Source organism: Legionella feeleii (genome assembly GCF_001467625.1).
Lineage (GTDB): Bacteria > Pseudomonadota > Gammaproteobacteria > Legionellales > Legionellaceae > Tatlockia > Tatlockia feeleii.
Genome location: NZ_LNYB01000085.1, coordinates 135,450 through 148,426 on the forward strand (window position 1 = coordinate 135,450; position 12,977 = coordinate 148,426).

Here is a 12,977-nt window from a genome sequence, read left to right on the forward strand (position 1 = left end):
AAGCCATAAATAGCTGTGTACTTTTAAGAATAAATTTAGCGCTATCACTTTCTGCGGGAAAACTCAAACAATACTTAAGGGCGAGGGAGAATAGGCTGTCACTTGCAACTGTTGCTAATTCCCTTTTACCGAACTCTATAAAATTCAAGAGATGCTGATGTTTTTCTACAGCTTCAGCTTCTGGAAGGGAAACCTGGTTTGTAGCGGCCTTCTTGTCTCTCTTAAACCATGCGACCCTGGCTTTTGCGATTAATCTTTGGTGATACTGTTGTTCAATTGTATGTTCTTTCTCAAAAAAATGGCGTGTCAAGGTTTGGTTTTCAAAAGGAAAGTCTTCTTCGTTACCCTCTATCCATGCTACTAAACTGGTTAACATATTCACTCTCCTTATGAACGGGTATAAATCGATTATAAAGAAGCCGTTATAAAGAACAAGAGTTTTTTTGTACGGTAGGATAATTTTTTAGGCTTGACGCCCAGGTGATAGGCGAAAAGATCTTCAAAAGACCATCATGGCAGAATATAGGCAGAAAGCTTTAAAGCACCCAAATTAACGGGTGCCACCAATAGTCAGAGCATCAATTTTAAGGGTTGGTTGTCCTACACCGACAGGGACTGATTGGCCATCTTTACCACAAACACCGATACCGCTGTCCAATGAAAGATCATTTCCAACCATAGAGATTTTTTTCATTACTTCAGGGCCATTGCCAATTAAGGTAGCACCCTTAACAGGTTTGGTCACTTTGCCATCTTCGATGAGATAAGCTTCGCTGGCAGAAAAAACAAATTGTCCAGATGTTATATCAACCTGTCCGCCACCAAAATTTACTGCATATAAACCGCGTTTTACAGAACGCAGAATTTCCTCAGGACTGTAATTTCCTGCACGCATATATGTATTTGTCATTCTTGGCATTGGTAAATGAGCATAAGACTCCCGCCGGCAATTACCTGTAGGTTTCATACCCATTAATTTGGCATTTAATTTATCCTGCATGTAATTGACTAGTACCCCATCGTCAATCAAGGTAGTACACTGGGAAGGAGTTCCCTCATCATCAATTGTTAGTGAACCTCGTCTATCTTTTAGGGTGCCATCATCAACCACAGTAACACCCCTGGCGGCAACTTGCTGTCCCAAACGGCCTGAAAAAGCAGATAACCCTTTACGATTAAAATCACCTTCAAGACCATGTCCTACCGCCTCATGAAGCAAAACACCAGGCCAACCGGGTCCCAGGATCACTGGCATAGTACCAGCAGGTGTTTCTTCTGCCTCCAGATTAATTAAGGCTTCACGCACTGCTTCCCGCGCATAACCCAATGCTCTTTCTTGTTCAACAAAGTAGGAATAGGCAACACGACCGCCGCCGCCAGAGCGGGCTGATTCCCGGCGCCCGTTCTTATCTTCAACAATCACACTCACATTGATACTGACCAAAGGCCTGATATCGGCAATCATTTCCCCATGTATCCCTGCTACCATAACGACTTCGAAACAACCGCTTAAAGATGCATTAACCTGAATAACTCTCGGATCTATCCGTCTCGCTTCTTTATCGATTGCTTCAAGCAATGCAATTTTGTCCTGCTTGGTCATTCCTTCGATGGGATTTATATCGGCGTAACGTGTAATAGGCGAAGCTGCTACTTGAATCGATTGAGTCGCCTTTGTGCCGCTAAAAGCAATAGAACGTGCCGCATCAGCCGCACGCTGCATTGCAGGCAATAAAATATCATCGCAATAAGCATAACCTGTTTTATCACCACTGACTGCTCGAATGCCAACCCCACGATCAATGGAATAGCTGCCGCTTTTAACTTCTGAATCTTCCAGATACCAAGATTCATAGCTACTACTTTGAAAATAAAGATCAGCATCATCTACGTGGCGACCCATCATCGAACGAATCAATTTTTCGACTACCGACTCATCCAGAGCAGCTGGTTTTAACAACAAATCTTTAGCAATAGTTAATACTTGAGACATAATTTTACCTTCAAAAATAACGGTCATTTATCCAAGAGAACATGGTGATCATTACAAGGAAATTGTCGACGCAATTGCTGCAGCCGCTGTAAATCAATATCAGCTGTCAACATACCCAACCCATTCTCCTGCTGAGCCACTACTTTTCCCCAAGGTTCAACTATCATGCTATGGCCATAGGTTTGTCGGCCATTTTCATGAAGTCCCCCCTGATTAGGGGCTATAACGTAACATAAATTCTCAATCGCACGTGCTCTCAACAACACTTCCCAGTGTGCAACCCCTGTGACTGCGGTAAATGCCGATGGCACTGTAAATAATTCAGCACCTCTTAATACTAATTGTCGATACAATTCAGGAAAACGCAAGTCATAACAAACCGTCAAACCCACTCGTCCCACTGGTGTATCTACTACCACCACCTCATCGCCTCGTTCTATTGTTGCAGATTCCTGGTGAGCCTCCTGCTCAGAAACCCGTACATCAAAAAGATGAATTTTGTCATAACGGGCCGCACAGCGCCCTTCATCGTCAAACACGAGACAACTCGTTTTCACGCGGTCGTGCAGACCTTTTAAAGGAAGAGTTCCGGCAATAACCCACAGTCCATATTGTTTGGCTAAGGAACTCATCTTGTCTTGAATTGCTCCTGCCCCATATTTCTCGGCAATTTGCAATTTATCACTTTCATTCACGCCCATAAACGCAAAATTTTCTGGCAAAACCAGTAAATCAATTTGCTTTTCCCTTGCATCAATAAAGAATTGTTCAACCTGTTTTAAGTTATTTTCAACGGAAGCGGACGAAACAATTTGCACAGCAGCAACTTTAGGCATAAATTATCCAACCAATAATAGTAAAAACTATCTGTAATTATCGGTGATTAAATCAGGATCTTTCAATAGATCTCTTTAAACTATACTTTAGCGCGAAATTAGCTCCGTCGATAAAGCGCTCAAATCCCTCGTGTGGTTGCATGTACACTCATGCACTCCATATCTTCTTGTAACTTCCCCACTACAACGAATTTGAAAAAAGATCCCATATTGAGGAAAAGATTTATGAGCTTGATTGGGAATTCTCTTTTAACAACCCTAAACAAGGAGAGTATGTAAACTGCTTGCGAGTATTTATACAGTTCTATAGACTTGAAAAATGGGCAAGCCGACCATAGATATGCTAAACTAGAAATATAAATTATCTGGAGTTATTGCATGAACCGAAATGACGTTACTGTGTTAAGCCAACGTAGTGATTCAGTACTTGCCACAAACAAAGTACTTCGTAACACTTATCTTTTGCTTGGCATGACTTTTTTATTTAGCGCATTAACTGCGTATGCTGCTTACGCTTTTGCTGTTAAACCCCTAAATCCATTGCTTATGATTGTTGGCGTCTATGGCTTGATGTTCTTGACACAAGCATTAAGAAATAGCGCGCTTGGAATAGTAAGCGTCTTCGCGTTCACCGGTTTTCTGGGTTATACCTTGGGACCGATTCTTAATTTTTACATTGCCAATTTTTCAAACGGCCCTCAGCTGATAGGCACATCATTAGGTGCGACGGGTATGATTTTCTTTGCCTTATCAGGCTATGTATTAACTACCCGTAAAGATTTCAGCTATTTGGGTGGCTTTCTGTTTGTAGGCATCATGGTCGCTTTGTTGGCAATGGTTGCTGGTATCTTCTTTCAAATTCCAGCGCTTCAACTAGCTATATCAGCAGCCTTTGTACTGATTTCTTCCGGTTTAATTTTATTCCAGACCAGTGAAATTATTCATGGCGGAGAAACGAATTACATTTCGGCAACCGTCTCATTGTTCGTATCCATATATAACCTGTTCGTGAGTCTGCTTAACTTGTTGAGTGCTTTTTCAGGACGCGACTAATAGATGTCTCCTCAACCTGGATCCCGGTGAAATTAGCCGGGATTTTTTTTGGCTTTATTACACACTCAAAACTGGTACGGTAGCCTGGGTGCGGGCGTAGCGGAAACCCGGGATTTTAATTTTCTAGAAGTTGAGTGTATTTCATTCCTGAGTTACAGCTTTCGACTTACACAGGGGTAAACACCCAAACTACCTGGTTTTTTCACCTTGCTGCCAATTTGCTCTAGCCCGAAATAAGGCAGGCAAATCAGACACTGATTTTTGACTCGGTTTATCAAGATTAAATATTTCACGGGATTTTTGATAATAAATACCCAAGGGTACTGGGAATTCTGGAAAATTAAGCTGGGCCAGGCGCATTGCAGCAATATAATTACTTGAGTCATGGTGATACAGTGTATTCTTATCAATACAGTCGACACTCGGAATACAGTGTAAAGATTCATTCTGTAAAGCCAACACCCATTCTTGTTCTGCCCCGAAGTACAGAGGCTTTTCCTCTTCCAGCAAAATTGTTTTATCAGCTCGATTTGTTTTTAAAGCAAAGGCATCGAAAGCACCATGGTTAAAAATATTGCAGTCTTGATAAATCTCTACAAAAGAACACCCCTGGTGCTCGTATGCCTTCCTAAGAATTAAAGCCAGATGATTTGGATCCTTATCTACGGCACGTGCAACAAAACTAGCTCCCGACGCCAGTGCAATCATTAAAGGATTTATAGGTTCATTATTCACCCCTTCTGGTGACGTTTTAGTGACCTGCCCCTTTTGAGAAGTTGGTGAAAATTGTCCTTTTGTTAACCCATAAACTTGATTATTAAAGAGCAAGATATTGATATTCACATTGCGTCTTACGCAATGCATCAAATGATTACCGCCAATACTAAGGGCATCTCCATCACCGGTGATAACCCATACCGTTAAATCATTCCGCATGGCTTTAAGGCCAGTCGCCACCGCTGTTGCTCTGCCATGAATAGTATGAAAACCATAGGTGTTCATATAATAAGGCAACCTACCTGCACATCCAATTCCTGACACAAATACATGTTGCTCCGGTGGCAAACCTAATTCTGGTAATAAACGCTGTAAAGCAGCTAAAATAGCGTAATCACCGCATCCTGGGCACCAACGGACTTCGGTTGCATTAGTGAAATCTTCGCGTTTATAACTGTTGTTCATGGTTAATTTCCAATTTAATGGCTTTAACAAGATAACCTACAGTAAAGGGTTGGCCATTGCACTGATTAATAGATTGAGCGTCAAGTAAATAGGTTGCCCGCAGAAGCTGGCACAATTGCCCCGAATTTAATTCAGCAACCAAAATCTTATCAAAACCAGCCATGACCTGACCTAATTCTTGTGGTAAAGGATTGAGATGGCGTAGATGTAACAGAGCAATAGTTATACCCTCAGCACGACATTGGTTCACTGCTGATTTAAGACTACCGTACGTACTTCCCCAACCTACTAACAAAATTTGGGCATTTTCATCACCATCTAACTGTAAATTGGGATAATCGCGAGCCATACCTGCAATTTTCTCCGCTCTCAGTTTGACCATTTTTTGATGATTATCTGCATCATAACTAACTTTTCCTTCTTCACCCTGTTTTTCCAACCCTCCTATTTGGTGAATGAACCCTTCTGTACCAGGAACATTCCAACTACGTGATAGAACTTCATCTCGCTGGTAAGGTTTGGGGAAACGGTTAAAATCAATTGCCGGTATCTTAATTGATTCAATCGCAGGTATTTTCCAAGGTTCAGCCGCATTCGCCAAATAAGCATCCAGTAAAACAATCACTGGCGTCATGTATTTAATTGCCAAAGTAAACGCTTCAATAATTGTGTTAAAGCAATCCGAAGGCGATTTTGCAGCGAGAACAGGTAATGGAGCCTCTCCATGACGACCGTACAAAGCCTGGCGTAAATCACTTTGACCAGTTTTAGTAGGCAGTCCAGTAGACGCCCCCGCACGCTGGACATCCACTAAAACAAGAGGTAGTTCTGTCATCACAGCCAGACCAAGACTTTCACTTTTTAAATCCAACCCAGGCCCAGAGGTACAAGTTAAGGCTAAACAACCACCATAAGCAGCACCTATGCAAGAACAAATCGCTGCGATTTCATCTTCAGCTTGTAATAAACGAACACCGTAGTCTGCTAATCTCGCACATTCATGTAAAATGGCAGAGGCAGGTGTTATAGGGTAACCTGATACCAACAATGGTATATGGGTGCTGACAGCGAGTGTTGCCAGAGCGAGAGCCACGGCTTCTACACCCGTGATTTGTCTGTATTCACCGCTTTCACGGCTTACCTGCCCAAGCATAAATTGCCGCCGACTCAACTCCAGTGTCATGGCATAATTATAACCTGCCAATAAGGTCAACTCGTTGGCTTTAGCAATCTGTGGATTCGCTTTGAATTTTTTATTAATAAAAGCCAAACAACTTGCCGTAGGCAAATCAAACAGCCAAAGTACTAAACCCAACACATAAAAATTCTTTGCTTTTTTAGCTTGGGCATGGTTCATCGCAAGTGTCTCAACCGCTTGCAAAGTCTGGCTTATCAGAGGTAAGGAAACAACGTGATACTGATCGGCAACCCTGTCAAGGAATTCGCTCGTTAGACCTGCTTTTTGCCAATCTTTAGGTTGAAAACTATCTTCATTAATAATCAATAAACCACCTGGATTTAAGTATTCCAGTGAGTTTTTTAAAGCGGCAGGATTTAAGGCTACCAATACATCCAAGGTTTCCCCAGCAGTAAAAATAGCCTGTTCAGCCATCGCCAACTGGAATCCCGATACTCCCGCAACAGTCCCTGCAGGTGCTCTGATTTCCGCAGGAAAATCAGGCAAGGTCCGTACGTCACGTCCGGTCAGTGCTGCGGTGATGGTTAATTGCTCACCTACAAGCTGAACACCATCACCAGAATCACCAGTCAAACGAATAACAATCGCCTCAGTATTCGACATAATTTCTTGCTTCCAACATAAGTTGGCGCATATGTTTCACCGCATCTTTTAATCCACAAAATAAAGCTCGGGCGATGATCGCATGGCCAATGTTTAATTCGTGTAGTTCTTTGATGGCTGCAATAGGCTTCACATTTTGGTAGTTTAATCCATGACCGGCATTAACAATTAAATTGAGGCTTGCAGCATACTCTGCAGCTTCCTTTACTCTTTGCAGTTCTCGTGCTCGTTCAGCGGCATTGCTGGCATCCGCATAACAGCCTGTGTGTATCTCAATAGTGGGAGCTCCAATTTCAGCCGCTGCTTCAATTTGTTTTGGATCAGGATCTATAAATAAGGAAACTTCGCTACCCATTTCTGTTAAACGTTTCACGGCGTTAGAAACCAGTTGGTAGTTAGCTAACACATCCAATCCACCTTCTGTAGTCAATTCTTCACGTTTCTCAGGAACAAGGCAGGTGTGTTCCGGCATAATTTCTTCGGCAAAATCCAGCATTGCATCAGTGACAGCTAGTTCCAAATTCATACGTGTCTGCAGTACAGATTTAATTAATCTGACATCACGGGCCTGAATATGGCGTAAATCCTCCCGCATATGTAGGGTAATTCCATCAGCACCGGCTTCCTCGGCATCGATAGCTGCCTGTACAGGATCAGGGTAACGTGTACCTCGAGCCTGGCGCACAGAGGCAACATGATCAATATTAACGCCTAGTAAAATTTCTTTAATCATTATTCACCATTAAATTCAAAAACACTCCGCTAAATTATGACTCGAAACCATTCTGGCTTCTATACTTGGCAACTTCATTTGCTAAGAAAACGCCTGCTTTGGCTTACACAAGCGATTTGCATGCCAATTATTAGAGTGTCTGCGAAACTTTAGTGGATTAGCGTTACTCGGCCTTTCTCCCCACACTCTTCTCCAAAGGGAGGTTCACAAGAAGCCTATTTAATTTTTTTGCCGGATATATAAGGAGCGTGATTTAAGCTCTCGTCCACCTAGCAGATGATCAATTGCCTGACGCATAATTATTTTTGCCGTTTTCAGTACATTCAAATCACTAAGTCGTCCTTGAGAGAGGGCGAGAATATCACCGCCAGACACCCCCCCTTCATTGGAAGCCATAAAGCCTGTGCTAGCAATAAATTGGTATTGTTTATGACTAACAATTGCATTAGTAGAACAAGCTTCTTCAGTAAACGAAATAGAACAACCACAGGCCAAAAGAAGCGCATATTCAAAACGTCTTAACAGTGCTTCTATCACTAACCTATCAGTTGTAGTGGTTAAACCACGCAAAGTTAACAGATAAACATCAAAGAGTTCTGGATGGGCATCCATGGGGGCAAGAGCATAATAGAGTAGCTCATTCAGATAAAGGCCGGCAAAAAGTGCCTCCCCATTCAGTTTAAAACCAGTGGTAGTGCTTTCGATGCTACGCGCATAATACCAATCTTTCCGGGTATCAATGGCTAACCATAGGGAACTGAAGGGCTGTAAAAGGGCTTGTTTTTTCGGAGTGCGCCCCCCCTTACATAAACAGGTGAGCACCCCTTTTTCGCGGGTAAAAAAGGTTATCCGCACACTCGTATCACCAGAGGGGCGTTTATGTAAAACCCAACCTTCCAGCGTTTCAGTGGTCATAACCTAATTGTTTTAATAGACGCTCATCATCAGCCCAACCGGATTTTACTTTACACCAGCATTGTAAAAAAACTTTTTTGCCCAGTAATTGCTCCATATCCAAACGGGCGCCGGTGGCCATTTCTTTTAATTTCTGCCCTTTATCACCAATAATGATGCGTTTATGATTGGCTTTATCGACTAAAATTAAAGCGTGTATACGTACCAAACTACCCTCATCCTTATAGGATTCGATATCAACAGTTGTTGAGTATGGTAATTCTTGGCCACAAAAACGAAAAATTTTCTCCCGTAACAATTCAGCACATAAAAACCGTATAGGCCGATCTGTGAATTGATCATCCGCAAATAAATGGGGACCTTCGGGTAAATAGGCTTTTAATTGTTGTTGCAAATTATCAACTTGCACTCCTGTCTTGGCAGAAAGGGGTATGATAGCCGCAAAATCATGACGCTGACTGATCTGCTCTAACCAGGGTAACAGTAACGATTTATCGCTAATCTTATCTATTTTATTGACAACAAGAATACAAGGAACATTAGCCTGCTTAATCAAACGCAGCACATATTCATCTTCATCTTCCCAATGTGTTCCATCCACTAAAAAAGCGATAACATCCACATCGCGCAAGACACTGATTGCTGTTTTGTTCATCAGGCGATTCATCGCCTTTTTTGATCCCTGATGAATTCCGGGAGTATCTACATAAACATATTGATATTGCTCAATAGTCTGTATGCCTAAAATACTGTGTCTTGTAGTTTGTGGTTTTTTAGAAGTAATACTTAGCTTTTGTTGTAAGATATGATTCAGTAAAGTTGATTTACCCACATTAGGTCGCCCAACCAAGGCAATATAACCGCAGTAACTTGTCATTAATCCTAAATCCTGTTTATTTTTAGCACATTTTAACAGTCCACCTACAAGATTGCCAGCGATGCCCATATTCTTAACACAAGAATCAAAATTCGCCCAAAAAAATGATAGTCCATCCTCTTCCGCAAAACGAAATTTTGTACTTGAATTAATTAGCTAACAACTTTTTAATTATCATCCAATCGACTTAGTGCAAATTTACTTGCCATTGTTGTATAAAAGCATATAGTGTTGCACAAGGGATCCTCAATAACCAAGTGTAATATGGGCAGAATGGAATATATTGATGGGCGCTTACAAGCAATAATACCTTTGCAAGTTAAACCTTTTTCTCATCAAGCAGTACCAACTATTACAGGTTCCCCCGTTACCAATCAAGCCGGTACTGTATTGTATGGCTACTATGGTATGGATTATCGCCTCCCAGGTGGCGATTGCCTGCGCATGGTCGCCAATCATAATAAGGGAACTGTACAATTATTTTTGTTAACAAATACACCGGAAAAACTGCAGCAACTTCCTGGTGAGCGCACTGCCTCACTAGTAGCTAATGCCATCAATCATGTGCATCGTTACCGTATTCGTGCTGACAGTTATGAAAAACCCCTCACAGACACGCAAACTGCAAAATATGAATTGGCATCCCAGTGTATTGCTAATCTTCAACAGCTGTTGTCTCGCGAACGTGATATAACGCCTGATAACTGGAGCGCCCAAGAGGCTTTACGTGGAGATATCATTGCGATACTGGACGAATGTAGCGCTAAAAATCGCCTGCTTGCCAATAATCCTATTATCTCGGAAGGAGAGTTAAATCGCATTCTCTTCGATGCAGTAAAAATGGCACAGCATTATGAGTTCAATCGTTTTTATCAGGTAACACGAATCGATCAACTCGATTTCACCCAATATGACGCTGATGCATCCAACTCCAGACCATCCTGTTTTGTCTGGGACAGTGAATTACACATCGGACAAGATGAGGAAGCGTTAAATGACACTATACGTGTTATTTGTCAACTTTATGGCCTTAATCCGGCACCAGCCCTAACTATCCCCGCAAATCGTTTTAAACGCCTGGCACTATTTTTACGCCAACTCTGGCATGATAGCAGAGATTGGATTAACCACCTGACCATTCAGCATCAGCCTACAGAGACAATTAACACGAACACAAGGCTTGACGGTTTATCAATCACTCGCATCAAACCCTATTACCATTTAAGGGGTTTGGAACAAATTGGCTACAAAAAACTTGATGATTTAGTTGCAGCGTTTACCAAACAAAGGATAGCAAAACTAACGGCAAAGTCTTTCCAGGAAGCAATAGCATTGCTTACTAATCTTGAAAACGGCAGCTGGGTAGAGTTACCTGATCAGCAAGTCATTGTACGTATAGACAATGAAATAGTGGTGCTCCATTTTTTTGTGGAGAAACATGTTTACTACCCGTTACCCAGCGGAGAAGATTTATTTACTTTAAGCCAACTCAGTAAGCATCATCTTTATTTGCCTGAACGAATTAATTTGCGTGTTAAAGCCTTTTTTTCCCGCCTACCGACCTTTTTCTTTCAGTTATATGAGCATTTATACCAGCTAATAGCATATGACCTAGGTAATGAATTTATTTACCATATTCATAGTGGCCATAATTTAGTTGAAAGTAAGCCAAATACCCCTCCGCCGCACCTAATCTCATTGCAGCATTTTTTAAGCAAAGAAGGTGTCCTTGCTAATGGGCAAACGCTGGAAGAGTTTGTGAAAACACAAGTTGCTACAAGTCGTTATGTAATCGCTCGTGAGAACCACCCGCCAAGCCCGCCCGCCTATGATAATCCACTACATCGGCTGCTGGGGGTAGTACGCCATATAGCAGGTTTTTTTATTGAGACCAATGAAAAGAATCCCATCGTTGGCACCTTGGCAATGGCTGCCTATGCTTATGGCGCAGGAGCAGTGATTGCACCAGAAATGCTAACCAAGCTCTTGCAAAAATTACATTTGAATAAGCTTATTTCAGGTATTAAACCCACTCAGGAACTTGGCAAATGGATGAGTCATGGTGCTACTGCTGAAGCAATTTCTGCTGCAGTCACTTATTGGCAAACTATTGTTGTAGGCGGCGATCTTGATCAGTTTTTTGTTAAAGCAGCCACTGTATTAAAAGACGATCCGGCAGAGGTAGCTATTATTGCTGCTCTGGCCTTGAGTTTAGGCTATGGCTTATGTAATACCATTCCAACATTCAAAAAGGAAAAGGGCCGCTTCCCGTATTTTAATTACGCCGCATTCGGTGGTAAAGGTGGGGCTGCGCTGTATTCAACCGTTATGCATCCCGGGGAAGACTGGTTGTTTGGTTCAGTCAAATGGCTCTTAAAAAGCGGGTTGACCTTGGCAAAAATAGTCTTGGGTCCTCTTGCCGAGGGCTATCATTATGGTTATAGAAAAGGTTTCTTATCCGGCCTTAAAAAAAGCCGGTCTTTAATCCGCTATAACAGCAGACAAACGCTTGCGGCACTGGGTGATTTATCGTTAGCTTTAACTACTGTCCCCCTACTGGAAATGGGGAGCTTATTTATCCATGTCCCCTTTTTAGGACTAACAGGTTTGTTAAGTAAATCGCTTGCCATTATGGGAAATTGGCACCTTTTAGGCCAGGCCTTGCTTGATTTTTCCCATTGGCTAACTAATCGTAACTATTTACCAGGATTTCGATTATCTCCTCTTTATGGTTTTAATATTTCGTTTAAACCTTATGTGAAAAACTTTTGGCTTAATAACAGCCTCAATCTGTTGCGGATATTTACCCTGACTCCTGTAGCCTTATTTAAAAATCTAATCCTCTTGCCCACCATTGATATTTTATCGTTTTCTATCCGCCTTGGCTTAACTTGCCTAAATCCCCTTATCAGACAACTAGCCTATACTGCAGGTACCTCATTGATTGTTGCTGCATTAGTCTGGGACAATACGGCAGGCCACCTCTTTCGGTTAGCAGCCAACGGCATAACTCATAGCGCTAATTGGTTGGAAAGCCTGGCTGGATTCGCAAAGCAAGGTTTGTTGGCGCAAATACAAATTAGGCGCCGTCAATTGCATGCCTGGGCTTTTTGCAAAGAAGATGAATTATTGCATGAGATGCACAACAATAATGATAATGACTACTTTATCAAAGACCCCATGCTTTTAGAAAAATTAGAACCTTTTCCGCACGATACTACTCGTTGCTTATTAGAGGTATTACTTGACCCTGATGAGCCAACACACAAAAAGAAAGAAATTGATCTCTCTCTATCAGACATGCAACTAGGCAATGAAACAATCAATTATCCTCCCTTATTCACTGATGCCCAATTCCCAAACACATCTGGCGGCGAAAATCGAAGTCTTGTTACAAGCTACCTTTAGCCCCTCCCTTGCCAATAATATTGTAATAATGAATAAAACAGATATGACAAGTAAAGGATTTACACTTATCGAAACGCTTATAGTAGTAGTCAGGGTCTTTTCATGACTAAATATAAACCAAGCATTGTCCAACTATTTTTTAGCCAACAGTCGACGAAAGATTTGGTAAATTTAGATGG

The 12,977-nt window shown here is 41.8% G+C and carries 10 protein-coding genes; 2 read left to right on the plus strand and 8 right to left on the minus strand.

Annotated features, from left to right (window positions below):
• The 3 genes from Lfee_RS17425 to Lfee_RS12895 form a co-directional block, all read right to left on the minus strand.
• Window positions 1–376: hypothetical protein (locus Lfee_RS17425; protein ID WP_193786961.1), on the minus strand; the 376-nt coding region annotated here is incomplete at its 3' end.
• A 174-nt stretch (window positions 377–550) separates the two neighbouring features.
• The gene (gene tldD / locus Lfee_RS12890; RefSeq protein WP_058448019.1) at window positions 551–1,993 is read right to left on the minus strand and encodes a metalloprotease TldD; all 1,443 of its coding nucleotides are present in this window, start codon (window positions 1,991–1,993) and stop codon (window positions 551–553) included.
• A 23-nt stretch (window positions 1,994–2,016) separates the two neighbouring features.
• A complete protein-coding gene (locus Lfee_RS12895) occupies window positions 2,017–2,829 on the minus strand; it encodes a carbon-nitrogen hydrolase family protein (protein ID WP_058447415.1) in 813 nt (270 codons plus the stop codon).
• Window positions 2,830–3,207: 378 nt separating this feature from the next.
• Here Lfee_RS12895 and Lfee_RS12900 point away from each other — a divergent pair, with 378 nt between their 5' ends.
• A complete protein-coding gene (locus tag Lfee_RS12900; RefSeq protein ID WP_058447416.1) occupies window positions 3,208–3,882 on the plus strand; it encodes a Bax inhibitor-1/YccA family protein in 675 nt (224 codons plus the stop codon).
• Between the two features lie 189 nt (window positions 3,883–4,071).
• On the opposite strand, the gene Lfee_RS12905 is transcribed toward Lfee_RS12900, so the two are convergent.
• The 5 genes from Lfee_RS12905 to era form a co-directional block, all read right to left on the minus strand.
• Window positions 4,072–5,064 (minus strand): 2-oxoacid:ferredoxin oxidoreductase subunit beta, encoded by a 993-nt coding sequence (locus Lfee_RS12905; protein ID WP_058447417.1) that lies wholly within the window; start codon window positions 5,062–5,064, stop codon window positions 4,072–4,074.
• Window positions 5,048–6,865: a 2-oxoacid:acceptor oxidoreductase subunit alpha gene (locus Lfee_RS12910; protein WP_058447418.1), complete on the minus strand. Its 1,818-nt coding sequence runs from the start codon at window positions 6,863–6,865 to the stop codon at window positions 5,048–5,050. The genes Lfee_RS12905 and Lfee_RS12910 overlap by 17 nt, the downstream gene beginning before the upstream one ends.
• Window positions 6,852–7,598 carry a pyridoxine 5'-phosphate synthase gene (gene pdxJ, locus Lfee_RS12915; RefSeq protein ID WP_058447419.1) on the minus strand — a complete coding sequence of 249 codons (747 nt, stop codon included), beginning with the start codon at window positions 7,596–7,598 and terminating at the stop codon, window positions 6,852–6,854. Before pdxJ ends, Lfee_RS12910 begins: the two co-directional genes overlap by 14 nt.
• Before the next feature lie 219 nt (window positions 7,599–7,817).
• On the minus strand, window positions 7,818–8,513 hold the full coding sequence (recO, locus tag Lfee_RS12920; RefSeq protein ID WP_058447420.1) for a DNA repair protein RecO: 696 nt from the start codon (window positions 8,511–8,513) through the stop codon (window positions 7,818–7,820).
• Complete coding sequence (gene era / locus Lfee_RS12925) at window positions 8,503–9,390, minus strand: GTPase Era (RefSeq protein WP_058448020.1); 888 nt, start codon at window positions 9,388–9,390, stop codon at window positions 8,503–8,505. Before era ends, recO begins: the two co-directional genes overlap by 11 nt.
• Before the next feature lie 264 nt (window positions 9,391–9,654).
• Between era and Lfee_RS12930 the strand changes: the two genes are divergently transcribed.
• The gene (locus Lfee_RS12930; protein ID WP_064088353.1) at window positions 9,655–12,798 is read left to right on the plus strand and encodes a hypothetical protein; all 3,144 of its coding nucleotides are present in this window, start codon (window positions 9,655–9,657) and stop codon (window positions 12,796–12,798) included.
• Window positions 12,799–12,977: the final 179 nt, after the last annotated feature.